Below are 24,276 nucleotides of genomic sequence, written 5' to 3'. Positions count from 1 at the left end.
ACCCATGGCCCAGACCACCACGTTCGGCGTCGACGGCATGACCTGCGGGCACTGCGTGCACGCCGTCACCACCGAGCTGACCGCCCTGCCCGGCGTCACCGACGTCGCCGTCGACCTCGTCGTCGGCGGGTCGTCCACCGTCCGCGTCACGTCCGACGCCCCGCTCGCCGACGACGCGGTCGCCGAGGCCGTCACCGAGGCGGGCTACGCCGTCACCCCCCGGAGGTCCCTGCTGTGAGCACGCACGACGAGCACCAGCCGGCGGGCGCACCCGTCGCCCTCGTCGACCTGGACGTCCAGGGCATGACGTGCGCGTCGTGCGTCGCGCGCGTCGAGCGGCGCCTCAACCAGGTGCCCGGCGCGAGCGCCACGGTCAACCTCGCGCTCGAGACCGCGCACGTCGAGCTGCGCGCGTCCGACGACGGCAGCGTCGCGGACGACGACGCCCTGCTGGCCGCGGTGCGGCGCGCGGGGTACGACGGGCGCGTCACCGCGCGTCGCGCCGAGAAGGTCGTGGCGGGCGCCGGCCACGGTGGTCACGCCGCAGGCCAGCACGCCGCCCCGGCGTCCGGCCCGCACGACGTGGACCCGCGCGCGACCGTCGAGCACGCCGGTCACGGCGCCGCGACGACGCACCCCGCCGGGCACGGCGACGGCCACGGGCACGACATGGACCCGTTCGAGCACGCGCTGTCCGGGCACACGATGGCGCCCGGGCACGAGATGGACGCCGACGAGGACACCTCGGCCCCGACCGACGCGCGCGGCACCGACCTGCGCCGCCGCCTGCGGGTCGCGGCCGTGCTCACGGTGCCCGTCCTGCTCCTCTCGATGATCCCCGCCCTGCAGTTCCGGGGCTGGCAGTGGGTCGTCGCCGCCCTCGCCCTGCCGGTCGCGACGTGGGCGGCGTGGCCGTTCCACAAGGCGGCCGCCCGGGCGGCCCGGCACCGCGCGTCGACGATGGACACCCTCGTCTCGATCGGCATCGTCGCGGCGACCGGCTGGTCGCTGTGGGCGCTGCTCCTCGGCGGCGCGGGCACGCTCGGCATGACGATGACGCCCACCCTGTGGCCCGCGGCCGACGCCGGCCACGGCGAGATGGGCATGCCCGAGCTGTACTTCGAGGTCGCGGCCGTCGTCACGACGTTCCTGCTCGCCGGCAGGTACGCCGAGCACCGCTCCCGCCGCCGCGCGGGCGACGCGCTGCGCGCGCTGCTCGACCTCGGCGCGAAGGACGTCGCGCTCCTCGTCACCGGCCCGGACGGCCGCAAGGTCGAGCAGCGCGTCCCGGTCGGGCGGCTGGCCGTGGGCGACGAGTTCACGGTCCGCCCCGGCGAGAAGGTCGCCACCGACGGCGTGGTCGTCTCCGGCACGAGCGCGCTCGACACGTCGCTGCTCACGGGCGAGCCCGTGCCGGTCGACGTCGGGCCGGGCGACGAGGTGACGGGTGCGACGGTCAACACCTCGGGCGCGCTCGTGGTGCGCGCGACGCGCGTCGGGGAGGAGACGCGGCTCGCGCAGATCGGCCGCCTCGTCGCCGCGGCGCAGACCGGCAAGGCGCCCGTGCAGCGGCTCGCGGACCGCATCTCGGCGGTCTTCGTACCCGTCGTCCTGGTGCTCGCGCTCGGCACGCTCGTCGGCTGGCTCGTCGCGGGCGGGTCGGTGCAGTCCGCGTTCACCGCCGCGGTCGCGGTGCTCATCATCGCGTGCCCCTGCGCTCTCGGGCTCGCGACGCCGACGGCGCTGCTGGTCGGGACCGGCCGCGGCGCGCAGCTCGGCATCCTCATCAAGGGCCCGGAGATCCTCGAGCAGACGCGGCGCGTCGACACCGTCGTGCTCGACAAGACGGGGACCGTCACCGAGGGCCGCATGGCGCTCGTCGACGTCGTGCCCGTGGACGGTGCGGACCGCGCCGAGGTGCTGCGGCTGGCCGCGGCGGTCGAGCAGCTCGCGGAGCACCCGGTCGCCCACGCGATCGCGGGCGCCGCGCACGGCCCCGCCGAGGGCGGCGTGGACCGGGTCGAGGGCGGCGTCGACCGCGTCGGCGCGGACGGCGTCGTGATCGGTGCCGACCAGGTGCACGACTTCCGGGCGCACGCCGGGCACGGCGTCTCCGGGGTCGTCCGGGTCGCCCACTCCGGCATCGACCTGTCGCGTCGCGTGCTCGTGGGCCGGCTCGGCTGGCTGCGGGACGAGGGCGTGGCGACCGCGCCGGTCGAGGCGGCGGTCCGTGCGGCGGAGGACGACGGCGCGACGGCGGTCGTCGCCGCGTGGGACGGCGTCGCGCGCGGGGTGCTGGTCCTGCGGGACCCCGTCAAGGCGTCGTCGGCCCAGGCGGTCGCGGACCTGCGGGACCTGGGCCTGCGCCCGGTGCTGCTGACCGGGGACAACCTCGGCGCGGCGCGTGCCGCGGCCCGGTCGGTCGGGATCGCGCAGGAGGACGTCGTCGCCCAGGTGCTGCCCGCGGACAAGGTCGCGGTCGTCGAGCGGCTGCAGTCGCAGGGGCGGCGCGTCGCGATGGTCGGCGACGGCGTGAACGACGCCGCAGCCCTCGCCGCCGCCGACCTGGGCCTCGCGATGGGCACGGGCACCGACGTGGCGATCGAGGCCGCGGACGTGACGCTCGTCCGCGGTGACCTGCGGACCGCGGCCCAGGCGGTGCGGCTGTCGCGCCGGACGCTGCGGATCATCCAGCAGAACCTGTTCTGGGCGTTCGCGTACAACGTCGCGGCCATCCCGCTCGCGGCGCTGGGCCTGCTCAACCCGATGATCGCGGGCGCCGCCATGGCGTTCTCGTCGGTCCTCGTGGTCGGCAACTCGCTGCGGCTGCGCACCTTCGGCTGACCGCACGCGGCGACGGCCGGTCCCCTCCCGGGGGCCGGCCGTCGTCGTGCCGGGGCGAACGCTCGCCGGACCGCGCGGGTCAGCGGAAGCGGCGGCCCTCGTCGCTGCGGTACGCGAGCACCGCCAGGACCGCGAACAGCGCGGTCCACGCGAGGATCACCGGCAGCGCGAGGGCATATGCCTCGTAGCCCGTCGTCGCCTGGATCGCGAGGTCCCGGGCGGCCCGCGACGGCAGCGCCTTCGAGACGGCGTCGAGCCAGCCCGGGAACACCTCGGGCGGCATGAAGAGGCCACCGGCGAACGCGAGCGGGAACAGCACCGCCTGCACGACGGCGATCGCCGCCTTGGCCGACAGGCGGTACCCGATCGCGACGCCGAGCAGCAGGAACGGCACCGCGACCGCGGGCACGACGACGACCGCGAGCAGCGCGCGACCGAACGACACCGACGCGGCCGTGAGCAGCGCGCCCACGAGCACGAGCGGCACGAGCGCCATGTACGCCCACAGCAGGCCGTTGAGCACGCGGCCCGTCAGGCGCGGCGCGGCGCCCGCGGGCAGCGTCCGCAGGAACGGGTCGAACGGCAGGGCCCGGTCCTCCGCGACGCCGACACCGAACGAGAACAGGCACGTCGACATCACCGCGAACGTGCCGAGCTGCGTCACGGCCGCGGTGGCGATGCCCGGGTCCTGCGCGACGGCCTGCTGCGGCACGACGAAGAACAGCAGCGCGAGCGCGGGGAACAGCAGGTTGCCGAGCACCGCGATCGGGATGCGGATCGTCTCGAGGAACCCGAGGCGGGCGTGCAGCAGCGCGAGCGGCCAGAACGGCCGGCGGCGGGCCGGCCCGCGGGTGCCTCCCGGTGCGGTGGGGGCGGCGGGGGCGGAGGTGCTCATCGGACGGCCTCCTCGGCGAGTCGGGCGGGGTCGTGCACGGCGGCGGGGGCGGGGGCGGCGTCGGCCGTGTCGTCGGCGCGGGCCGTGAGGGCGAGGAACGCCTCCTCGAGCGACGCACCCCGCACCTCCAGGCCGGAGAACGGGACGTCGGCGCCGACGAGCGACCGGACGAACACGTCCGCGTCCTCGGCGAGGACCGTCCAGCGCCGCGCGCGGCCGTCGAGGTCGTCGGCGTGCGCCGCGTGCGCACCCGGCAGCGCGGCCAGGTCGACCGTGCTCGCGGCCGGGACGGTGAGCAGGACGCGACGCAGCCCCACGAGCCCGACGACCGCGTCGAGCGAGTCGTCGGCCAGGATCCGCCCGCCACCGACCACGACGACGCGCTCGGCGAGCGCCTCGACCTCCTCCAGGTAGTGGCTCGTCAGGACGACCGTCGCGCCGTCGGCGTGGTAGTCCCGCAGCGCCTGCCACAGGACGTGCCGCGCCTCGACGTCGAGCCCCGTGGTGGGCTCGTCGAGCAGCACGAGACGCGGCCGCCCGACCAGGGCGAGCGCGACGGCGAGGCGCCGCTTCTGCCCGCCGGACAGCCCGCCCGTCTGCCGCTTCACGAGGTCCTGCATCCCGAACCGGCTCAGCACCTCGGCCCGGGACATCGGGTCCGGGTAGTGCCCGGCGACGAGGTCGACGACCTCGCCGACCGTGAGCGTCGGCGGCAGGCCCGTCTCCTGCGGCGTGGTGCCGAGGCCGATGCGCGACGACGCGTCACGCGGGTCGCCGCCGAACAGGCGGACCGTGCCGCTGTCGGGACGGCGCAGGCCGCTGACGAGGCTGAGGAGCGTCGTCTTGCCGGCACCGTTGGGACCCAGCAGGCCGACGAGCTCGCCGTGCTCGACGCGCAGGCTCACGTCGTCGAGCGCCGTGACCGCGCCGAACCGGCGCGTGACGTGCTGGACGTCGAGCACGGGCCCGGTCGGCGTCGGGGCGGTCACAGCTGCCCCCCGAGCAGCGCGCGCAGGGCTCGCGTGTACCGGTCGAGCGCGGCCCGCCCGGTGTCGCTGAGCTCCACGTAGGTGGCCGGGGTCCGGCCCTCGTGGGTCTTGGTGATGGTCACGTAGTCCGCCTCCTCGAGTCGGCGTAGGTGGGTCGAGAGGTTGCCCGCGGTCATGTCGAGCAGCTGCTGGAGCCGCGGGAAGCTGATGCGGTCGCCGCGCCCGAGCGCGGACAGCGCCGAGACGACGCGCAGGCGGGCCTCGGTGTGGATCACGGGGTCGAGCCCGGGGTCAGGCACGCCGCCTCCGCTCGCGCAGCGCCTCGACCGCCCCGACGGCGACCATGCCCCCACCGCCCGCGAGCGCCATCGCGAGGTACGTGCCGGGCATCCCGACGAGCGCGCTCGCCGCCCCGACGAGCGTGATCCACGCGCCGAGCGCGAACATGGGGACGTCGTCCCACAGCGCCCCGGCGGCGAGGTAGAGCAGGCCGACGACCAGGGCCGCGAGCGCGTTGCCCGCAAGCGCGCTGACCTGCGGCGACGCGCCGGCCTCCGCGAGCGAGGTGACGATCAGCGCCTGCGCGGTGAAGCCGATCGCCCACGACCAGCCGTACAGCGCCCCCGTGCGTGCGCTCGCGCCGGACAGCCCCCGGCTGCGGCGCGCGATGTGCGTGAGCGTGCCCACCAGGCCGGCGACGCCCAGTCCGATCGCGACCGCGGCCGCCGCGCCGGCGGGCCGACCGGACTCGCGCGCCGAGACCCACAGGGTCCCGTAGCCGACGAGCCACACCGCTCCCCACAGGAGGAAGAGGAACGCACCCGACGGGTAGGCGGCCCGGGCCTGCTGGCGGCCCTCGGCGATGATCGCGAGCGCGGCGGCCAGGTCGGGTGCGGCGTCGCCCCCGTCGTCGTCGGGGGCCGCCGTGCGGCGCGGCCCCGTGCCGTCCCGCGCCGCGCCACCGCGCCGGGCGTCGTCCGGGCCGGGGCCGCCGGGTCGAGCGTCGTCACGTCGGGCGTCGCCGCTGCGGGCGTCGTCGCGTGCTGCGTCGTCGCGTGCTGCGTCGTCGGGTCCTGCGCGGCCGTCCATCGTCGCCCCCTGCGTCGCCCGGCACCTTGTTTGCGTCACAAACTACTTTGTGAGGATGTCCCGCACAAGGGCCTGTCCAGCCGACGCCCAGCGACGCCGCCTAGGCTTCGCCGCATGACGAGGACGGCGCCCGGCGACGCGACGCCCGACCCCGTCGACGCCCCGGCCGCCCCGGCCCCCACCGGGCCCGCGGCAGCCGCCACCGTGAGCACCGCGAGCGCGTCGGCCGACCCGCTCTACGCCGCACCCCGCACGGAGCGCGCGTGGCGCCGCCGCCTGACCGCCGAGATCTGGATCGTGCTCGGCCTGTCGCTCGGCCGGTCCGGGGTCTACGCCGTCGTCGCGATCCTCGACCGTCTGACGCGCGACCAGGCGCTCGCCGACCAGACGGCCACGCTCAACCCGAGCCGCTCCCCCCGCCCGTGGCTGGACCTCACCTACCAGCTGCTGTCGATCGGGTTCGCGCTCGTCCCCGTCGCCCTCGCGCTCTACCTGCTGTCCGCCCACGGACGCTCCGCGGTACGCCGCATCGGCCTCGACGGGACGCGCCCGTGGCGGGACCTCGGCGTCGGTGCCGGGCTCGCGGCGCTCATCGGCATCCCCGGGCTGGGGCTCTACGCGGTCGGGCGCGCGCTCGGGCTCACCGTCGAGGTGCAGGCCGCAGCGCTCGACGCGGCCTGGTGGACCGTGCCCGTGCTCGTCCTCGCCGCGCTCCAGAACGCGCTGCTCGAGGAGGTCGTCGCCGTCGGGTACCTCATGGAGCGCCTGCGTGACCTGCGCTGGAGCCCCGCGCTCGTGGTCGTCGCGAGCGCACTGCTGCGCGGCTCGTACCACCTCTACCAGGGCTGGGGCGCGTTCGTCGGCAACGTCGTCATGGGCCTCGTCTTCGCCGAGTACTACCGGCGGCGACGACGCGTCATGCCGCTCGTCGTCGCGCACACGCTCATGGACGTCGTCGTGTTCGTCGGCTACGCGCTCGTCCCCGACGAGTGGCGCGACGCCCTGCACCTGTCCTGACGGGCCCCCGGGTCAGACGACGGCCGAGCCCCGCCCGATCGACTGCGCGAACGACCGGGTCGCGAAGCCGCTGACGACGAGCACCACGCCGCCCACGAACGCGTACAGCCCGAGCAGCACGACGACGACCGTGAGCGACTCCTGCGGGTTGACCACGAGCAGCAGGCCGAACAGGAAGGCCACCAGGCCGAACGTCAGCACCCAGTACCAGCCGATGTCCCGCGCCCGGTAGAGCACCACGGACGCGATCACGGCGAGCACCCCGAGCGCCAGCACCCACAGCGCGACGAGGTAGAACACGACCGCGACCGTCGGACCCGGCCACACCAGGGCGATCACGCCGAACGCGATACCCACCAGCCCGCCGACGGCCCACCAGCCCGCGCCCTTCTCGCGGCGGTTGCCGAGCCACATGCCCAGCGCGATCACACCGTCGACGATCGCGAACAGCCCGTACACCCACACCAGCGCCTTCACCGTGCCCAGCGGCTGGACGAGCATGAGCATCCCCAGCACCAGCAGCACCGCACCGCGCAGCACCGGCAGCCACCAGATCCTGCGCAGCGTCGCCTCGACGTCCGTCCCCTCGTCGACCACGTGACCTCCCCCGCCCCGGTGGGGCACCGCGCGGGACCGCACCCGCGCGACCCGGTGTCCCCGCTCGTCACGCTAGACCCGACGATCCGGGCGCAGCGCGGCGAAACGCCCAGGACGGTGGGCACGAGCGGCGCCCTGGATGCGTCCGAACCCCGCCGAGTCCCCGGTCCGCCGGGCCGCCGCTGCCTACACTCGCCGGTATGCCCGCGACGCCGACGCCTCCCGGTCGTGCGTCCGCCGTCGACGCGGACCGTGCGCCGGTGCACGCGCAGCCGCCCCCCGACGACGCGCACGTCGTCGTCGAGGACGTCCCGACCGTCCGCGTGCACCACCCGAGCGACCTGCTCGGCGCCGTCCTGTCCGTCGTCGGCATCGTGCTGGTCCTCGCGCTCGCGACGTACGCGCCGAACACCACCACGGGTGTCGCCGAGGACGTGCAGGGCTTCGCGACGATCCTGGCCCGGATCCTGTTCGTGCCCGTCCAGGGCCTCGAGGCGGTCCTGGTCCTCGTCGTGCCCCTCGCGGTGCTGGCCGAGCTCGCGATCCGGCGGCTCGGGCGGCAGGTGCTGGAGGTGGTCGCCGCCGCGCTCGTCGGCGTGCTGCTCAACGAGGCCATCCGCTTCGTCGTCGTGCACTGGGCCACCGAGGACCTCGCGGTCGCGCTCTCCATCCGGGACGACGGTGACTGGCTGCTCACGCTGCCGCCCGCGTTCGCGCTGGTCACGGCCCTGCTGACCGTCGCCGGGCCGCGCGGGCGACGGCGCACCGTCGACTGGTCGTGGAGCGTCCTGTGGATCACCGCGGGCGTCCTGCTCATCACGGCACGCGTGTCCCTGCCCGGGCTCGTCATCTCCCTGCTCGTCGGCCGCGTCGCCGGCATGGGCGTGCGCTACCTGTCCGGCGTGCAGTCGGAGCGCGCCTACGGGCGGGCCCTGATCGCCGGGATCCGGCGCGCCGGGCTCCAGCCCGCGCGGCTCAGCCGCGTCGCCGACGACACGACCGACGCCGACGCCGAACGGCTCGCGCAGCGCGAGGGGACGCCACCCGTCGAGCTCGACGGCACACCCGCCGCGCGCGCGCTCACCCGTGCGACCGGGCACCGCGTCTACCAGCTCACGACCGACGCCGGCGAGGAGCTCGACGTCGTCGTCATCGACGGCGACCGGCAGGTGGTCGGCGGCCTCGCCCGCATGTGGCGCTCGATCCGGATGCGCGGCCTGGAGGGCCGCTCCGTGGTGTCGCTGCGCCAGGCCACGAGCCGCGCCGCGCTCCTCGCCTACGCCGCCCGGGCCGCCGGCGTGCGGACCCCGCGCCTGCTGTCCATCGCCGAGGCCGAGGACTCGATGCTGCTCGTGCAGGAGCGTCCCGGGGCCGCCGTCCCGCTCGCGGACCTGCCCCCCGAACGCCTGACCGACGAGCTCCTGCAGGAGATCTGGGCCCAGCTCCGCCTCGCGCACGCCGCCGGCGTCGCGCACCGCGCACTGACCAGCGGCGTCGTACTCGTTGACGACCTCGTCGGCCGGCCGGTCGTGTGGATCACCGGGTGGGAGCAGGGCGACGTGGCGTCCTCCGAGCTCGCACGCCGCATGGACGTCACCCAGCTCGTCGCGATGCTCGCGCTGCGGGTCGGCGCCGACCGCGCCATCGAGTCCGCCGCCGCCGTGCTCCCCGACCACGGCATCGCGACCGTGGGACCGCTGCTCCAGACGATCGCGCTCCCCCGGGAGACCCGCGAGGAGATGCGCGCCCACAAGCAGGTGCTCGCCGACCTGCGCACCGCCCTCGTCGCCCGGCTGCCCGAGGCGAGCGTCGAGCCCGAGCAGCTCGTCCGCTTCGGCGCACGCACGGTCGTGACGATCCTGCTCACCGTCGTCGCGATCTTCGCGATCTTCGCGAGCATCAACGTCGAGGAGATCGGCGAGGCGCTCGCCGAGAGCGACTGGCGGTGGTCCGTCCTCGCGTTCGGGCTCGGCATGAGCACGCTCGTGAGCGCCGCGCTCGCGTTCGTCGCGTTCTCCCCCGTCAAGCTGCCCGTCTGGCGGGCCACGCTCGTGCAGACCGCCGCGACGTTCGTCGCGCTCGCCGCCCCCGCCGGCATCGGCCCCGCGGCGCTCAACCTGCGGATGCTCACCAAGCGCGGGGTGTCCGGCCCGCTCAGCGCCGCGACCGTCGCGCTCGTGCAGGTCAGCCAGTTCGTCGTCACGGTCGCGCTGCTCCTCGGTCTGACGATCGTGTCGGGCAGCAACGAGTCCCCGCTGCCCATCTCGCCCGCGGTGCTGATCGCGGTCGGCATCGTCGCCGCCCTCGTCGGCGCGTCGTTGCTCGTCCCGCGCGTCCGCCAGTGGGTGCTCGCCAAGTCCCTGCCGACGCTGCGCCGCACCTGGCCACGGCTCATCGAGGTGCTCGGTCAGCCGTGGCGGCTCGCGCTCGCGATCGGCGGCAACCTTGCCATGACGCTCGGGTACATCCTCGCGTTCGACGCGTGCCTGCAGGCGCTCAACCAGGACGCGACCCTCATCCAGGTCGCGCTCGTCTACCTCGCGGGCAACACGGCCGGCGCGCTCATCCCGACCCCGGGCGGCATGGGCACCGTCGAGCTCGCGCTCGCCGGGACGCTCGCCTCCGTCACCGGCATCAACCTCGGTGTCGCCACGTCCATCGCCGTGCTGTTCCGTGCGCTCACGTACTGGCTGCGGATCCCGTTCGGCTGGGCCGCGATGCGCTTCCTGCAACGCCGCGGCGAGCTCTGACCCCGGCGGGACGGGTGCTGTCCACCCGCTCGGCGCGGGGACGAGGGTGACGTGCGGGGTGACGACGGTGTCGCGTGAAGTATCGAAACACGACGACGCGGGGCGAATCGGTCACGCGTGTCACCGCTCCGACGCGGCACGGCCGGACCCCCGGGTGCCGACGCCCTGGACGCACGGACGCCGGCACCCGGGGTCCGGGGCCGGCGTCGGTGAGGTACGCGCGAACGCGTCAGGCGGCGAGGTGCTCCCGCTGCGCGGGGACGAGCTCGACGACGGTGTGGGACCGCTCGGCGAGGGCCACCCAGGCCTGCAGGCGCGAAGCCGGAAGGATGAAGGGGGTGGCGTCGGAGGGGTCGACGGAGAAACCACGGGAGTCCATGACGGGTCCTGTCTGTTCGGTAGCCCGGCTGACCTCGTGGGTCCCGTGGCTTTGCGTCCCCCCCTTGCGGAGGGTTTGCCGTTTCGCTGACAAGTCCGACATTAGAGCACCGTGAGACGTTTTAGGAAGCCGCTGGAGCCACGAGATACGGACGGACGTCCATTTCACCCGATCGGCCCACGGTCACCGGATCCGCATGATCACGCGGATCCGGACCCCGCGTCCCCTGCTCCGGGCGTGTCGCTCACCCCGCCGCGCACCGTGTCGTGCACCACACGGAACGCGAGCTGGGTCTCCCACCGCCCCATGTCCGGCTCCAGCCGCGGGTCCGTGAGCATGAGCTCCAGGCGGCAGCCCCACGCGTCGCCCTCGGGCGTCGACCAGCGGTCCCACTCCCAGCCGTGCGCCTCCCCCGACGCCAGCAGATCCGCCGTGACCTGCACGAGCTCCTCCGGGTGCCCCACGTGCGTCGTGACCGCATAGGTGCCCGCCGGCAGCACGCCCGGGACGATGTCGCCGTCCGTCTGCGTGACCGCCTCGAACAGCGGGACGCCCGCCTCGACCACCAGCTCCCGCTCCATGTCGATCACCCGGTAGCGGAAGAACGGCGGACCCGCGGCCGCGAGCGAGTGCGCCTCGACCCAGGCGAGCACCTCGTCGAACCGCCGCCCGAGCCCGGGGAGCGTCGCCGTCGTGACGCGCTCGCGCACCGCGACGTACGGCACCTCGGGCCGCCGCACCAGCACGGGCTCCGTCCCGTGACGCTCCATGGCCCCGAGCGTAGGCCCGCCCCCGCGCCCCGTCCCCCGCAGGCAGCGCTGCGCAGCGAGGGCCCCCGTCGGCTCGGGACCTCAGGAGCCGCCCAGCGCTCCGCCGCACAGCGCCACGCGGACGTCGTCCGTCCCGACGCCGGCCTCCCACGTCCCGCCCGGACCGGCCGCGGCGAGCACCCGCGGCGGGACCGGCAGGAGGAGACCGCCGAGCGCCGGCCCGTGGTCCGGCACGAGCGTCCCCCGGTCGACCGTGCCGCCCAGCTCCGCCACCTGCGTCCCGTCGCCGGCCACGACGCGCACGCTGAGCCGCGTCCCGTCGGGCGCCTCCTGCTGCTCCGCGACGACCCAGGACACGGTCGCGTCGCGCGGGCCGTCGACGGCGCGCGTGAGGCCCAGCCGCGTCTGCGTGCGCGACTCCGGCACCCGCAGCTCGACCGTCGCGATCGGCGGGTCGTCGCCCATCGGGGCGTCGTCCAGCCCGCACGCCACGACGACCTCGGGCGAGCGTCCCGTCGACACCCCTGCGGCCAGCGCGACCGACGTCGCGCACAGCACGACCGCGGCCGCCGTCGTCGCCCAGCCACCGCCGCCGCGGGCACGCGTCGTCCCGCGACGCCCGTGCGGGTGTGCGCGACGGGCGACCCGACGCGTGGCACGGACGTCGGTGCCGCACAGCGCGTCGGCGAACGTCCTGCGCCGCGGGTCCCACAGGGGCCGCACGAGCCCCACCAGCAGCACGAGGTCCAACGAGTGCGCGAGCGTGCGGACCGCCGTCCGCCACGCCCCGAGCGGGCGGTCCGGTCGCGATCGGCCGACCGGTGCCAGGGCGTCCGGCGATCCGAGGACCGCGATGCCGACGACCCGCTTGCCCGGCGTCGCACCGGTCCACGCCTGCAGCGCGAGGAGCACCACCGCCGTCGCACCCGCGACGAGCAGCACCGGGGTGCGCGGGGCCGGGGCCACCCCGCCCAGCACCAGCGACCACTCCCACGGCCAGCCGCCCGGCCCGACCGTGACGAACGTGACCGCCCCGACCACGGCGGCGTCGAGCGCGGCGGCCACGGCGCGCCGCCACCAGGCCGCGAGCGGCGCGCGGGCGACGTCCCGGCGGACGCCGTCGGTCACGTCCACCGCCGCGGTCATGCGGAGCATCCTGACAGTCGCCCGCCCACCCCCGAGGGTGAATCGCGCACCCCGCGACACGCTCGCGCTCCCGCCCACGGGCCCGCTCCGGCGGGAGGGCGGAGCCGCGGGCGGCGGGGCGAGGAGGTCAGGCGGTGGGGTGCTCGTCGCGGAGGCGCGGTTCCGTCTTGCGCCCCGGGGTGTGGCCCGCCTTGTCGGCGTAGAAGGCGCGGATGACGTCCATGTCCGCGCGCACGTCGCCCGTGAGCTCGATCGTCGGGCCCAGCCCCGTCGTCATCGTGGTGCGGTCGACGAACCCGAGCGTGACGGGCAGGTTCGTCGCGCGCGCGATGCGGTAGAACCCCGACTTCCAGCCGTCGCCGCGGCGCGTGCCCTCGGGCGTCACGACCAGGTAGAACGGCTTGCCGTCGCGCAGGCGGGCGACGAGCTCGTCGACGAGGCCCGCCGGGTCGCGCCGGTCCACGGGGATGCCGCCGAGCGCGCGCATGAGCGGACCGGCCGGACCGCGGAACAGGGTGTGCTTGCCGAGCCAGCGGAACGGCAGGTCGCCCTCGCCGCCGATGCCGAGCATCAGGACGAAGTCCCAGTTGGACGTGTGCGGGGCGCCGATGAGGATGCCGGCGCCGTCGACCGGGAGCTTCTGGCCCGTGAGCGTCCAGCGGCTCAGGCGCCAGTACAGCCGGGCGACGCCGCGGCGGACGCTCACGCCGCGGACCCCTCGGGGGCGGCCTCGGCGCGGACGGCCGCGAGCAGGCGCGCGACGATCTCCTCGCCGCCGGCGACGCCCGCGCGACGCGTCACGGTGAGGTGCGGCGCCTGCCAGCCGGCCTCGTGCAGCTCGCCGTGCGCGGGCCGGAAGGCCACGTCGGCGTGCTCCAGCAGGTCGGCGTCGAGCAGCGAGTCGCCAGCGGCGAACGTGCGCCCGGCACCGACGCGCTGCGCGACCTCGGCCACGGCGGCCGACTTCGTCAGGGGCATCGGCACGCAGTACACCTTGCGGCCCTGCAGCGACACGGTCCAGCCGCGCTCCGCGCACCACTGCGTCAGGTCGTCGACGAACGACGGCGGCAGCGCGTCGCGGTGCACGACGAGGTAGGTGAACAGGTCCTCCGCGACGCGGTGCTTGCGCACCCACGCGTCGTCGCCGACCGCGGCCAGGTGGTCCACGACCTCGGTGAGCGGCGCGCACTCGTCGAGCCGCTCCCGCACGGCACGGGACCAGTCCGCGCACGGCTCGCCGTCGACCAGGATGTGCCCGCCGTTCGACGTCACCGCGTACCGCGGGCCCGGCTCCGGGAAGCGGACCCGCGCGTACTGCTTGCGGGTGCGGGTCGTCGTCGGGACGAAGGTCGACGCCTCGACGAGGTCGCCGAGCATCTGCTCCGCGTCGCGCGTCCAGAACGAGATCGGCTCCCCGTCGAAGACCTCCGCGACCGTCATGGCGGGTGCGTCCTCGTCCTCGCCGCCGAGGCGCAGCGCGGCCGCCGAGTAGATGAGCGTGCGATCCAGGTCGCACGCGACGACCACCCCGGTGCTCACACGGCACCTCCCTCGACGTCGGTGGGGGCGCCGTCCGCGCCCCCGGGTCCAGCCTCGCGCACCGCCCGGCCGTCCGCGCCCGTGGCGCCCGCGGTGTACCTCGGGTGGATGAGCCCCACGCAGCTGTAGGGCAGGTCGGCCACAGTCTCGACGGGCACCCCGCGCTCCGCAGCGAGGTGCCGCACGTGCGCGACGTCCGCGTCGGCGGCGTCGGGCCGGACCAGGACGCGCCACGGCACGCGGCGCAGCAGCACGCGCGTCGTCTCGCCCACGCCCGGCTTGACGAGGTTCACGTCGCCGATGCCGTACTCCTCGACGATGCGCTCGACCGCCGCCCAGCCCGACCAGTCGGCCGTGCCGTGCTCGTCGGCGATGCGCCGCCAGTCGCGCTCGACCTCGTCGCGCACCGCCGGGAAGCAGGCCGCGACGGCGTCGAGGAACCGGCCCGACACGTCGACGGGCGCCAGGTCGGCGTAGAACTTCGCGCCGTGGAACTGGTCCGGCGTCAGCAGGTCCCGGTTGAGGACCGTGCGGGACACCAGGCCCGACACGGTCGAGTTGAGGCACGCCGACGGCACCAGGAAGTCGTCCCGCGTGCCCGCGAGCCGCACGCAGCGCCCCGGGTCGGCCAGCACGGCGAGCTCGCGCGGGAACGCCACGCCCGTACGGGCCTCGTGGTCGGCCAGGGCCGCGTCGAGCTCGCGCGCGATCGCGCCCTTGCCCGTCCAGCCGTCGACGAACACCACCGACGCCGGGTCGTGGTGCGCCGCGAGGTACCGCAGCGCGACGTCGTCGATCCCGCGGCCCCGCACGATCGACACCGCGTAGTGCGGCAGGTCGACGCCGTGCACGAGCTGCGCCCAGCGGCGCACGAGGATGCCGACGGGCGTGCCCGCGCGGGCGAGGGAGACGAGCGTCGGCGCGCCACCGCGCGCAGCGATCACCTGCTCCGCGACGACACCGACGGCGTGCGCCATGCGGCGGGCGCCCTCCGCGAGCGCCGCGTCGAACAGCCGCCCGTACGCCTCGCTCGGCTGGTACTCGACGGGCAGCGACTCCGCGTAGTGCGCGCCGCCCGACTGGATGGCCTCCTCGCGCTCCTCGACCGGCGCCTCGAGCGCGACGTCCGACAGGTCGGTGAGCAGCCAGGAGACCTCGTCGGCCGCGTACGAGCCGAACGCCGGGCCGTGCAGCGGCAAGGGCAGCGCGGGCGCGTCCCCCTGCGCCGCACGCGCGCGGGCCGCCGCCGCGTCGGGCAGGACGACCAGCAGGACGTCGTCGGCGTGGTGCGCGAGCACGTCGAGCAGGCCGCCCGACGCCGCGAGCGCGCCGGTGTCGCCCGGTGCGTCCGTGACGACGACGACCGCGTCGAACCGCGCGCCGGCGTCGCCGGCGGGTGCGACGTTGTAGGCGAACCGGCGGTGCCCGGGCTCGCCCGGGGCGGCGTCGGCGGGGCCGTCGTGCGCGGGGAAGGTCACCGCCGTGCGGATCGCGTAGCCCGCGTCCGGCACGGCCAGCACGGGCGAGCGGGTCGTCGTCGAGAAGCGGACGTCCACGTCGCCGTCGAGCGCGTCCGCGAGCCCCGACGCGAGCCGCAGAGGCGCGTCCATGAGCTCCTCGGTGCCGAGCACGAGCACCCGGGCGGGGGTGCCGGGGCCGGCGTCGAGCGCGTCCCGCAGCCGCGCCGTGCACGCCGCGACCGCCGCGTCGAGCGCACGCCGGTCGGCGGCCGTGACCCCGTGCCGGCCGGTCTCGGGCAGGTCCGCGGGCCAGCCGACGTCGACGCGGCGCACGGCGGCCACCGCCGCGCGGTCGGTCGCGGGGACGGCGGCCTCGGCGTCGACCTGTGCGACGAGTGCGGCGCCGCGCGTCAGGACGTCGGAGGGCGCCACGACCTCGCCGACCACGAGCGCGACGACCTCGATCGAGGTGCCGAGCCGCTCGGCGAGCGCGGCGCAGCGGGCCCGGTCGGCGTCGGTGCGCAGGTCGACCAGGGTCGCGACGACGTACCGGTCGCGGGCACCGAGCCGGTGCACGGCCTCGATGGTGTGCAGCGCGGTCGTGCCGGTGCTCAGCTCGTCGTCGACCAGCACGAGCGGTGCGGCCGACGCGAGGACCGCCGGGTCCGCGGGCAGCAGCAGGTGGCTCGTCGCGTGCGAGTGCTCCTCCTCGAACCCGCCGACCGACGGCACGCCGGCGACGGGCCGTCGCGTGGAGTGCAGGTAGGGCGCGCCCCCGAGGGCGTCGGCGACGCCGTGGCCGAGGGCGGTCGCGGTCTCCGCGTACCCGAGGACGACCGCGTCGAGCGGGCGTGTGCCGGCGGGCGTCGTCGCGGCGACGAGGGCGGCGGGTGCGGTCGGGTCGCCGGCGAGCGCGTCGCGCAGCAGGGCGCCGGCTCGGCCGTGCAGGGTCGCGGCGTCCGTGGCCGGCGGCTGGTCCGCGACCCCGGTCGACGGGTCCGCGCCGGCGTCCGCCCGGGCTCCCCCGTCAACATCCGCGAGGGCGTCGCGGACCAGCGAGCCCAGCAGCAGCGCGGCGCCGCGCACGACGCGCGGGTCGGTCGGCACGTGCTTGCCGAGCACGCGCGAGACGAGCAGGTGGGCGCGCCGCGGGTTGCGTCGCACGGCCAGCCCGACGAGGTCCGCGAGCTCGAGGCCGACGGCGCTCGACGTGGTCCGCAGCCGCAGGTCGAGGCGCTGCGACACCCACGTGCCCGACCACGGCGCAGCGGCGGCGGCCGCCGCACCCATGGCGGCCGTGGTGACGGGCGCCGTCACGCGCGCCCCGCCGTCGCGGCGAGCAGGTCGACGAGGCTGACGTCCTCGGCGGACACGCCGAACGCGCGGGCCCGCAGGATCGTGCGCTCGGCCCAGGACAGGTGCGGCTTCGACTCGTTCATCTTGTTGCCGTAGCGCGACGGGGAGACGCCGGACCGGCCGGCCGCCCCCAGGACGTCGGTCGCGTCGGCGTACTCCTCGTGGGTGACGACGGACAGGGCGTGCACGACGGGCACGTGGCTCGGGTGGATGACGGTCTTGCCGGTCAGCCCGTTGAGCTTGTCGAGGACGACCTCGCGGATGAGGCCGTCGAGGTCGCGCGTGATGAGGTCGGCGCGCAGCCGGTTCGCGTCGTGCTGGTCGAACGGCGTGTGGCGCAGCTGCGGCTTGAACAGCCGCTCGTCGCCGGAGAAGTACTCCCACACGGGCCCGGTGACGACGAACCCGGTGCCGTCGGTGCGGCCGAGCACGTTGACGACGTCGGTGAGGACGCCGGCGACGAGACGCACGTCCCAGATGGTCAGGTCGCGGCCGCGGCGGATGCCGTAGACGCTGCACAGGTCGGTCGCGCCGGTGCGCACCGCGAGGACCGACGAGCGGTGCTTGTCGAGCAGCCGCTGCACGCCGAGCAGCGCGTCCTCGCGCGTCTCGCGGTGGATGATCTCGGGCGACTCGATGACGGGCATCGCGAGCAGCCGCAGCCCCGCCGACGCCGCGCTGTCGTCGACGGCGTCGAGGAACGCGGCGCCGTGGGACTCCGTGAACTTGGGCAGCACGAACCCGGTGAGCGCACCGGCGTCGTCCCCCAGCCCGGCGACGATCGCGGGGATCTGCTCGGGGTGCCGCACGCGGACGAACACGAACGGTGCGGTCGCCCCGGACCGGGACAGCTCGCGCAGCTGCGCGACGACGTTCTCCTGCGCCTGCTCGACGTCGGCGTCGGCGATGGCGTCCTCGAGGCAGACGACGGAGCTGACCGCGCCCTGGGCTGCCTGGCGGGCGAGGTCGTGCGCGAGCCGGGGCCGGGTGCCCGGCATGTAGAGCGTCGCGCCGAGGGCGACGGCGAGCAGCGCGGGCGGGCAGGCGCGACCGAGTGCCTCGGGCGGCCGGGAGAACAGGCGCTCGACGTCCTCGTCGGGCAGGTGGGAGAAGTGGCGGGCGCTCACGCAGCGCTCGGCGCCGTGGGGGTCGTCACGACCGGCATGTCGCCTCCGTCCGTCGGGGCAGCGCGGCGGGGCTGCCGCGTGCCGGGACACGGTAGCCCAGCGCGCCGACGCGCAAGTCTCGGGCAGGTGAACGTGCGGTGCAGGTCACTCGGGCGTGGGAGCCGCCCGCGGCCCGGTCCGCGCGTGCCGGCCGTGCGGCGCGGCGGTGCGGGGCGCTCAGGTGAGCGGCGTCCACGGGTCGACCCACGTGATCCGGCCGAACCCGTACGCCTGGCACGCGTCCCGGACGGCCCCGTGCACGAGCTCGTCCTCCGCGCGCAGCACGAGCTCGCCCGCGACGGCGGTGACGGACAGCGCCACGAGGACGCCCGCCGCGGGCTCCCGGTCGAGCGGCACGTCGACGCGCGCGCCGCCCGCCGTCTCGACCAGCAGCGCGCCGCCCCAGCGCAGCTCCGCGCCGCTCGCGGAGTACGCGAGCACGACGAGCCGCTCCAGGGAGCGGACCCGGCGCAGGTCGACGCGCACGACGTCCGCACCGGCGACGAGCACGGGCCGCGCGGCGCCGACCGGTCCGCTCGTCAGGCCGCGCGCGGGGTCGAGCACGGACGACTCGCCCGTCGTCAGCGTGTACGCCGCCGCGAGCCGCAGGTCGCCGACGTGGTCCGACACCGCGGTGCGCAGCGTGAGCACGCCGACGCCGGACTGCAGGCGGTCGAGGGTGAGCGTCGGGCGGTCGTCGGTGAGGGTCGCGCGTCCTCCCGGGGGCAGCCGCTCGGGCTCGTACCCGAGCACGAGGTCGCCCGCGGCGGCGGACGGACGGCGGCGGGCCGGGGCCGTAGGGGTGGCGGCCGGTGCCGCGGAGAGGTCCAGCGAGGTCGAGCCGGCGCTCGCGGGGCGGGCGGGGGTCGCGAGGTCGAGCGACGTGCCCCCGGTCGCCGCGGCCGGGGCGGCCGGGCGGGCGGGCGGCAGGTCGAGCGACGTCGACCCGGTGGGCGCGGCCCCGCCGGCGGGGCGCGACGGCGTCGACAGGTCCAGCGACGTCGACCCCGCGGCGACCGCCGGGGCGGGAGGGCTCGACGGCGTCGACAGGTCGAGCGACGTGGCGGCCGCGGGCGGCGCAGGACGGGAGAGCGCCGGGGCGGACGGTGCGGGGGCGGGGGCGGACGGTGCGGGGGCGGACGGTGCGGGGGCGGACGGTGCGGGGGCGGGCTGCGCGGGCGCCGACAGGTCGAGCGACGTCGACGCGGCCGGCCGGGCGGGGGCGGCGGGGGCCTGCGGGCGTGCCGGCGCGGCCGGGCGCAGGGCACGACGCCGCAGCCACGGCAGGTCGGTGCGCGGCGGCGCCCCGGCCGGCCCGAACCCGCCGGTCGTCACAGCGGCTGCCCGTGGTCGCGCAGGATGCCCGCGATCCCGTCGGGGTACCCCTGGCCGACGACCTTGAACTTCCAGTCGCCGCCGTGCCGGTACAGCTCGGCGAGCACGAGCCCGGTCTCGTTCGAGAGCGCGGGGGCGAGGTTCTCCGAGCTGACGAGCTCGGTGTCGTTCGCGAGGTCGAGCACCCGGACGCGGGCCTCGCGCAGCTGCCCGAGCGCGCGCCGGTGCCCGAGGCCCTCGTTGATGTAGGCGACGACGACGATGCGCGCGACGTCGGCGGGCACGCCGCCGAGGTCGACCTCGACCTGCTCCAGGTCCCCGCGGGAGCGGGCCTTCTCGAGCTGCGCGACCGACAGCTCGGGCGACGTGAGCTGGTTGAAGAACACCACGTGCTCGCGCGACGGCAGCCGGCTCGACGCGTCGCACAGGAGCGTCGCGACCACGAGGTTGTCGTTGAGGACGGGCTCGGGCGAGGCGAGGGCGACGGCGAGCACGACGCCCGTCAGGCCGGGGATCTCACGGGTGAGGGCGACGTTGGAGCCGCGGGTCATGGGTCGGGCGGGCATCACAGGTCCAGGTCGGAGCGGGCGAACTTGGTCCGCAGGAACGAGCCCTGCGTCATGAGGGCGTCGGCGTCCTGGTGCCGCACGGCCTCGAGGGTCGTCGCGACGGACGTCGTCAGGGTGTCGATCTGCACGAGCAGGGCCTGCCGGGGCGTCAGCCCCGAGCCGCGGGGCACGTCGCGCAGGGCCTCGTCGACGGCCAGGTAGGTGCGCAGCGTCGTCGGCAGGTAGTCGGTCGCGGTGCCCTGCACGGACATCACGGCGTAGACGTCGAGCGGGCGTACCTGCGACGTGTCGACCACCTCGCGCAGCAGGTCGGTCAGCCGGCGCGCGTTGACGACCGCCGCGGGCGGCAGGTCGCCCGAGCGCGCGTTGACGAACCGGACCAGCTCGGCGACCTCGCGACGCAGCTCCTGCGGGCTGTCCCCCGCGGGCGCGGCGGGCGGCGGCGCGGCCGGGGACGGCTCGTCCCGGTCGCGCAGCCGCCGCCAGAAGCCCCGGGCGCGGGTGCCGGCCCCGTCAGCCGTTGAGCTCACGCTGGCGGGTGCGCTCCAGGTACGGCTGGGCGCGCTGGATCTGGCCCTCGAGGGCGGTGACGGTCTGCGCCATGGAGTCGACGGCCTGCGCGCGGAACGTGTCGAGCGCGTCCATCGTCTGGAAGACGTTGTCGAACGCGGCCTGCAGCTTCGCGACGTCGAGCGTCGCCTCGGACGCCTGCTGGTTGATCGCGGCGCCCTGGATGCGCAGCTGCTCGGAGGTCGACTCGATGAGGTTCGACGTCACGGTGTTGAGGGCCGTGATCTGGTCGAGCACGAGCTTCTGCCGGGACAGCGCCTGCGCCACGATGACGGCCGTGCGCAGCGCGGCGACGGTCGTGGTCTGCGCACGGTCGACGCCCTTGATGAGCTCCAGGTTGTTGCGGCGGACCAGGTCGAGCGCCATGTAGCCCTGGACGGAGACGGCCATCTGCGTCATGAAGTCCTGCCGGCGCTGGCGCACCGGGAACAGCGCGTCGGAGCGGACGGCGTCGGCGTCCTCCTGGCGGCCCGCGGCCTCGAGCTGCGCGATCTTCTCGACGAGGGCCTCGTCGAGGGCGGACGCGAGCTGGTTGTACTCGGCGAGCCGGCCCATCGAGGCCCACAGGTTGGCCTTCTCGGTCTCGATCGCCGCGTTGTCCTTGCGCAGCTCGTCCTGGCCGGACGCGAGCGACTTGATGATCGCGTCGAGGTGCTGCTGCGCGGACTGGTACCGCGCGAAGTACGCGTCGATCTTCGAGCCGCCGGGCAGCCACTTGAGGACCTTCTTGGCGCCCGTGAGGTCGGCACGGTTCGGGTCGAGGTCGGTGACCGTGTTGCGCAGGTCGACGAGGGTGTTCGCGACGCGCGTCTGGGCGTCACCGGTGCTCTTGCCCTTCGCGATCGCGGCCGGGCGGTCCAGCATGCGGCTCGACACCGTCGCGGCGGCCCGCATGTCCTGGTCGCCCATCGACGTGATCGAGGCGACCTTCTGGCTGAACGCCGGCGACTTCGCGTCGATCGCCGTCAGCTCGGCGACGAACGCGCTCGCCTTGGCGCGCAGCTCCGCCTGCTTGGCGTCCTCGACCGGCACGGCCGTCACCGCCTGCTCCTCCTTGACCACCACGACGGGCGCGGGGGGCGTGAGGACGAGTGCGCCGGGGGCGGGTGCCGCGGCGGCGGCAGGGGTCGCGGTCGGCGTCGCCCCCAGGTCGAGCTCGGACATGGCAGATCCTCCAGGGCGTGTCGGGCAGGTGGCCCGGCGCCGCCGGGCACGTGACGACTGTAGAGCGCCCGGGCACCCCCGCGTCGCGGGACCGGACGAGCGGTTCCTCCCCAGGACGGATCTGGGCGGGGCCGCTCGTCGCTAGCATCGTCGCGGAACCATGGCCGCACGTCGGCCGTTGGTCGCTCGACGGGTGGGAGAACCGCTCCTGCCCGACCGTTGAAGGAGGAGCACGTGGCTGTCAGCCTCAGCAAGGGCGGGAACGTCAGCCTGACCAAGGCGGCGCCCGGACTGACGTCCGTGGTGGTCGGTCTGGGCTGGGACCTGCGCACGACGACCGGTGACGACTTCGACCTCGACGCGTCCGCGATCGTCGTCGGCACGGACGGCCGCGTCCTGTCGGACAAGCACTTCGTCTTCTTCAACAACCTGACGAGCTCCGACGGCTCGGTGCAGCACCTCGGTGACAACCTCACCGGTGAGGGCGAGGGCGACGACGAGCAGGTCAAGGTCAGCCTCTCGACCGTTCCGGCCGAGGCCGACAAGATCGTCTTCCCCGTCTCGATCTACGACGCCGACACGCGCGGCCAGACGTTCGGCCAGGTCCGCAACGCGTTCATCCGCGTCGTGAACGAGGCGGACGGCGTCGAGCTGGCTCGCTACGACCTCTCGGAGGACGCGTCCACCGAGACGGCCATGGTGTTCGGCGAGCTGTACCGCAACGGCGCCGAGTGGAAGTTCCGCGCGGTGGGCCAGGGCTACGCGTCGGGTCTCGCGGGCATCGCCCGCGACTTCGGCGTCAGCGTCTGATGGGCGTCTCCCTCGCGAAGGGCGGCAACGTCTCCCTGACCAAGGAGGCGCCGAACCTCACGAAGGCCCTCGTCGGGCTCGGCTGGGACGTGCGGACGACGAGCGGCGACGGTTTCGACCTCGACGCGAGCGCCCTGCTCGTCGACGCGGGGGGCAAGGTCCTCTCGGACCTGCACTTCGTCTTCTACAACAACCTCACGAGCCCCGACGGCTCCGTCACCCACACCGGTGACAACCGCACGGGCGAGGGCGACGGCGACGACGAGGCGCTCGTGGTGGACCTGACGCTCGTCCCCGCGACCGTCGAGAAGATCGTCTTCCCGGTGTCGATCTACGACGCCGAGAAGCGCCGCCAGAGCTTCGGCCAGGTCCGCAACGCGTTCATCCGCGTCGTGAACCAGGCGGACAACGAGGAGCTCGCCCGGTACGACCTGTCCGAGGACGCGTCGTCCGAGACCGCGATGATCTTCGGCGAGATCTACCGCCACAGCGGCGAGTGGAAGTTCCGCGCCGTCGGCCAGGGGTACGACACCGGCCTGGCCGGGATCGCCCGGGACTTCGGCGTCCAGATCGGTTGATCCAGGACACGGCCGGCCGCGGACGCTCCTAGACTGCGGTCGGCCGTTCCTTTTCCCTGCGCCCCCGTGCGCACCCCCTCCACGAGATCGAGAGTCCCGTGTTCTTCCGCATCTTCGGCTGGTCGATCGGCGTCACGATCGTCTCGCTGGTCGTCGCCTTCCTGTACGGCGGCTGGTCCGCCTTCGTGCTCTGCCTGATCCTCGGCGTCCTCGAGGTCTCGCTGTCCTTCGACAACGCCGTGGTCAACGCCAAGGTGCTCGAGCGGATGAGCGAGTTCTGGCAGAAGATCTTCCTCACCGTCGGCATCGCGATCGCGGTGTTCGGCATGCGCCTGGTGTTCCCGCTGCTCATCGTCGGCATCACCGCGAACCTCAACCCGGTCGAGGCGATCACGCTCGCGATGGAGAAGGGCGACCCGCACGAGCCCGGCACCTACGGGTACCTGCTCAACGAGGCGCACCCGCAGATCGCGGCCTTCGGCGGCATGTTCCTGCTCATGCTGTTCCTCGACTTCGTGTTCGAGGACCGGGAGATCACCTGGCTCAGCTGGCTCGAGCGCCCGCTCGCCCGCATCGGCAAGCTCGACCAGCTGCCCGTCGTCGTCGGTGGCATCGCGCTCGTGCTCGCCGCGGAGCTGCTCGCCGAGGACCCGGCCATCGTCATGGTGTCGGGCGTGCTCGGCATGATCACGTACATCGCCGTCAACGGCCTCGGCTCCCTGTTCAACGTCGAGCACGACGACGAGGAGGCGCCCGCCGACGCCGAGGCGGTCGCCGACACCGCGGCCCGCTCCGGCGGCCCGACCGAGCTCGCGAAGGCCACCGGCAAGGCCGGCTTCTTCCTGTTCCTCTACCTCGAGGTGCTCGACGCGTCGTTCTCGTTCGACGGCGTCATCGGCGCGTTCGCGATCACGCCGGACCCGATCATCATCGCCCTGGGCCTCGGCTTCATCGGCGCGATGTTCGTCCGGTCGATCACCGTGTTCCTCGTCCGCAAGGGCACCCTGAGCGAGTACGTCTACCTCGAGCACGGCGCGCACTGGGCGATCGGCGCCCTGGCCGCGATCCTGCTCGTCAGCATCGGCTTCCACGTCGACGAGATCATCACGGGCCTCGTGGGCGTCGCGTTCATCGGTGCGGCCTTCGCCGCGTCGGTGGTCCGCAACCGCCGCGAGCGCGCCGAGGGCAGCGCGGACGGCGACCGCAAGCCGGAGCTCACGACCGCCTCCTGACCACCGGGCCGCCCGGTCCCA

The 24,276-nt window shown here is 75.2% G+C and carries 23 protein-coding genes and 1 riboswitch; of the genes, 7 read left to right on the top strand and 16 right to left on the bottom strand.

The genetic code is table 11. The features are described 5' to 3' along the window. Positions 1-4 precede the first annotated feature (4 nt). Together CELF_RS01130 and CELF_RS01125 are read left to right on the top strand one after the other, a co-directional pair. Entirely contained in the window at positions 5-238 is a 234-nt protein-coding gene (locus CELF_RS01130) for a heavy-metal-associated domain-containing protein (protein WP_013769404.1), read from the top strand. A gap of 65 nt (positions 239-303) precedes the next feature. Next, on the top strand, positions 304-2,844 hold the full coding sequence (locus CELF_RS01125) for a heavy metal translocating P-type ATPase (RefSeq protein ID WP_083835767.1): 2,541 nt from the start codon (positions 304-306) through the stop codon (positions 2,842-2,844). A gap of 79 nt (positions 2,845-2,923) precedes the next feature. Here CELF_RS01125 and CELF_RS01120 read toward each other — a convergent pair whose 3' ends face one another. Genes CELF_RS01120 through CELF_RS01105 form a run of 4 tightly spaced genes read right to left on the bottom strand, consistent with a single transcriptional unit; the run spans position 2,924 to position 5,817 of the window. Further along, a complete protein-coding gene (locus CELF_RS01120) occupies positions 2,924-3,739 on the bottom strand; it encodes an ABC transporter permease (RefSeq protein WP_013769402.1) in 816 nt (271 codons plus the stop codon). Beyond that, positions 3,736-4,728 carry an ABC transporter ATP-binding protein gene (locus CELF_RS01115; RefSeq protein ID WP_013769401.1) on the bottom strand — a complete coding sequence of 331 codons (993 nt, stop codon included), beginning with the start codon at positions 4,726-4,728 and terminating at the stop codon, positions 3,736-3,738. The genes CELF_RS01120 and CELF_RS01115 overlap by 4 nt, the downstream gene beginning before the upstream one ends. After that, the gene (locus CELF_RS01110; protein ID WP_013769400.1) at positions 4,725-5,027 is read right to left on the bottom strand and encodes a transcriptional regulator; all 303 of its coding nucleotides are present in this window, start codon (positions 5,025-5,027) and stop codon (positions 4,725-4,727) included. Before CELF_RS01110 ends, CELF_RS01115 begins: the two co-directional genes overlap by 4 nt. Next, positions 5,020-5,817 carry a hypothetical protein gene (locus CELF_RS01105; protein WP_013769399.1) on the bottom strand — a complete coding sequence of 266 codons (798 nt, stop codon included), beginning with the start codon at positions 5,815-5,817 and terminating at the stop codon, positions 5,020-5,022. Before CELF_RS01105 ends, CELF_RS01110 begins: the two co-directional genes overlap by 8 nt. 114 nt (positions 5,818-5,931) lie before the next feature. Between CELF_RS01105 and CELF_RS01100 the strand changes: the two genes are divergently transcribed. After that, positions 5,932-6,834 carry a CPBP family intramembrane glutamic endopeptidase gene (locus CELF_RS01100; RefSeq protein WP_013769398.1) on the top strand — a complete coding sequence of 301 codons (903 nt, stop codon included), beginning with the start codon at positions 5,932-5,934 and terminating at the stop codon, positions 6,832-6,834. Between the two features lie 12 nt (positions 6,835-6,846). Here the strand turns inward: CELF_RS01100 and CELF_RS01095 are convergent, their stop codons facing one another. Beyond that, the gene (locus tag CELF_RS01095) at positions 6,847-7,431 is read right to left on the bottom strand and encodes an HdeD family acid-resistance protein (protein WP_013769397.1); all 585 of its coding nucleotides are present in this window, start codon (positions 7,429-7,431) and stop codon (positions 6,847-6,849) included. A 200-nt stretch (positions 7,432-7,631) separates the two neighbouring features. Between CELF_RS01095 and CELF_RS01090 the strand changes: the two genes are divergently transcribed. Next, the gene (locus tag CELF_RS01090; protein ID WP_083835666.1) at positions 7,632-10,181 is read left to right on the top strand and encodes a lysylphosphatidylglycerol synthase transmembrane domain-containing protein; all 2,550 of its coding nucleotides are present in this window, start codon (positions 7,632-7,634) and stop codon (positions 10,179-10,181) included. 229 nt (positions 10,182-10,410) lie between these two features. On the opposite strand, the gene CELF_RS20290 is transcribed toward CELF_RS01090, so the two are convergent. From CELF_RS20290 to CELF_RS01040, 11 genes are all read right to left on the bottom strand, one after another. Further along, positions 10,411-10,560 (bottom strand): hypothetical protein, encoded by a 150-nt coding sequence (locus CELF_RS20290; protein WP_013769395.1) that lies wholly within the window; start codon positions 10,558-10,560, stop codon positions 10,411-10,413. A gap of 15 nt (positions 10,561-10,575) precedes the next feature. After that, positions 10,576-10,650, bottom strand: a riboswitch (cyclic di-GMP riboswitch). A 110-nt stretch (positions 10,651-10,760) separates the two neighbouring features. Next, complete coding sequence (locus CELF_RS01085) at positions 10,761-11,330, bottom strand: GyrI-like domain-containing protein (RefSeq protein ID WP_013769394.1); 570 nt, start codon at positions 11,328-11,330, stop codon at positions 10,761-10,763. 81 nt (positions 11,331-11,411) lie between these two features. Then, a complete protein-coding gene (locus CELF_RS19290; protein WP_013769393.1) occupies positions 11,412-12,476 on the bottom strand; it encodes an RDD family protein in 1,065 nt (354 codons plus the stop codon). A gap of 127 nt (positions 12,477-12,603) precedes the next feature. Beyond that, the gene (locus tag CELF_RS01075) at positions 12,604-13,182 is read right to left on the bottom strand and encodes a 1-acyl-sn-glycerol-3-phosphate acyltransferase (RefSeq protein WP_013769392.1); all 579 of its coding nucleotides are present in this window, start codon (positions 13,180-13,182) and stop codon (positions 12,604-12,606) included. Next, positions 13,179-14,015, bottom strand: a complete 837-nt coding sequence (locus CELF_RS01070) for an HAD family hydrolase (protein WP_013769391.1) — start codon at positions 14,013-14,015, stop codon at positions 13,179-13,181. Before CELF_RS01070 ends, CELF_RS01075 begins: the two co-directional genes overlap by 4 nt. After that, positions 14,012-16,792 carry a phosphoribosyltransferase gene (locus CELF_RS01065; RefSeq protein ID WP_013769390.1) on the bottom strand — a complete coding sequence of 927 codons (2,781 nt, stop codon included), beginning with the start codon at positions 16,790-16,792 and terminating at the stop codon, positions 14,012-14,014. Before CELF_RS01065 ends, CELF_RS01070 begins: the two co-directional genes overlap by 4 nt. Beyond that, on the bottom strand, positions 16,789-17,958 hold the full coding sequence (locus CELF_RS01060; RefSeq protein ID WP_013769389.1) for an HpcH/HpaI aldolase/citrate lyase family protein: 1,170 nt from the start codon (positions 17,956-17,958) through the stop codon (positions 16,789-16,791). The genes CELF_RS01065 and CELF_RS01060 overlap by 4 nt, the downstream gene beginning before the upstream one ends. A 216-nt stretch (positions 17,959-18,174) precedes the next feature. Next, complete coding sequence (locus CELF_RS20750) at positions 18,175-19,332, bottom strand: hypothetical protein (RefSeq protein ID WP_013769388.1); 1,158 nt, start codon at positions 19,330-19,332, stop codon at positions 18,175-18,177. Then, entirely contained in the window at positions 19,329-19,898 is a 570-nt protein-coding gene (locus CELF_RS01050; RefSeq protein ID WP_013769387.1) for a TerD family protein, read from the bottom strand. The genes CELF_RS20750 and CELF_RS01050 overlap by 4 nt, the downstream gene beginning before the upstream one ends. After that, the gene (locus CELF_RS01045) at positions 19,898-20,431 is read right to left on the bottom strand and encodes a hypothetical protein (protein WP_013769386.1); all 534 of its coding nucleotides are present in this window, start codon (positions 20,429-20,431) and stop codon (positions 19,898-19,900) included. The genes CELF_RS01050 and CELF_RS01045 overlap by 1 nt, the downstream gene beginning before the upstream one ends. After that, positions 20,415-21,635 (bottom strand): toxic anion resistance protein, encoded by a 1,221-nt coding sequence (locus CELF_RS01040; RefSeq protein ID WP_013769385.1) that lies wholly within the window; start codon positions 21,633-21,635, stop codon positions 20,415-20,417. Before CELF_RS01040 ends, CELF_RS01045 begins: the two co-directional genes overlap by 17 nt. Positions 21,636-21,869: 234 nt before the next feature. Here CELF_RS01040 and CELF_RS01035 point away from each other — a divergent pair, with 234 nt between their 5' ends. The 3 genes from CELF_RS01035 (at position 21,870) to CELF_RS01025 (ending at position 24,255) form a co-directional block, all read left to right on the top strand. Further along, positions 21,870-22,445 carry a TerD family protein gene (locus CELF_RS01035; RefSeq protein ID WP_013769384.1) on the top strand — a complete coding sequence of 192 codons (576 nt, stop codon included), beginning with the start codon at positions 21,870-21,872 and terminating at the stop codon, positions 22,443-22,445. Beyond that, positions 22,445-23,023: a TerD family protein gene (locus CELF_RS01030; RefSeq protein ID WP_013769383.1), complete on the top strand. Its 579-nt coding sequence runs from the start codon at positions 22,445-22,447 to the stop codon at positions 23,021-23,023. The genes CELF_RS01035 and CELF_RS01030 overlap by 1 nt, the downstream gene beginning before the upstream one ends. 98 nt (positions 23,024-23,121) lie before the next feature. Further along, on the top strand, positions 23,122-24,255 hold the full coding sequence (locus CELF_RS01025) for a DUF475 domain-containing protein (protein WP_013769382.1): 1,134 nt from the start codon (positions 23,122-23,124) through the stop codon (positions 24,253-24,255). The last annotated feature ends 21 nt before the right edge of the window (positions 24,256-24,276 follow it).

Source organism: Cellulomonas fimi ATCC 484, from assembly GCF_000212695.1.
In the GTDB taxonomy this organism is placed as follows: Bacteria; Actinomycetota; Actinomycetes; order Actinomycetales; family Cellulomonadaceae; genus Cellulomonas; species Cellulomonas fimi.
This window is presented reverse-complemented; position numbering and strand designations above follow the sequence as displayed.

Coding starts and splice junctions, on each gene's coding strand:
- CELF_RS01125 (WP_083835767.1), top strand. CDS start 304: ATGACGTGCGCGTCGTGCGTCGCGCGCGTCGAGCGGCGCCTCAACCAG.
- CELF_RS20290 (WP_013769395.1), bottom strand. CDS start 10,560: ATGGACTCCCGTGGTTTCTCCGTCGACCCCTCCGACGCCACCCCCTTC.
- CELF_RS01030 (WP_013769383.1), top strand. CDS start 22,445: ATGGGCGTCTCCCTCGCGAAGGGCGGCAACGTCTCCCTGACCAAGGAG.
- CELF_RS01090 (WP_083835666.1), top strand. CDS start 7,632: ATGCCCGCGACGCCGACGCCTCCCGGTCGTGCGTCCGCCGTCGACGCG.
- CELF_RS01120 (WP_013769402.1), bottom strand. CDS start 3,739: ATGAGCACCTCCGCCCCCGCCGCCCCCACCGCACCGGGAGGCACCCGC.
- CELF_RS01100 (WP_013769398.1), top strand. CDS start 5,932: ATGACGAGGACGGCGCCCGGCGACGCGACGCCCGACCCCGTCGACGCC.
- CELF_RS01130 (WP_013769404.1), top strand. CDS start 5: ATGGCCCAGACCACCACGTTCGGCGTCGACGGCATGACCTGCGGGCAC.
- CELF_RS01050 (WP_013769387.1), bottom strand. CDS start 19,898: ATGCCCGCCCGACCCATGACCCGCGGCTCCAACGTCGCCCTCACCCGT.
- CELF_RS01040 (WP_013769385.1), bottom strand. CDS start 21,635: ATGTCCGAGCTCGACCTGGGGGCGACGCCGACCGCGACCCCTGCCGCC.
- CELF_RS01085 (WP_013769394.1), bottom strand. CDS start 11,330: ATGGAGCGTCACGGGACGGAGCCCGTGCTGGTGCGGCGGCCCGAGGTG.
- CELF_RS01105 (WP_013769399.1), bottom strand. CDS start 5,817: ATGGACGGCCGCGCAGGACCCGACGACGCAGCACGCGACGACGCAGCA.
- CELF_RS19290 (WP_013769393.1), bottom strand. CDS start 12,476: ATGACCGCGGCGGTGGACGTGACCGACGGCGTCCGCCGGGACGTCGCC.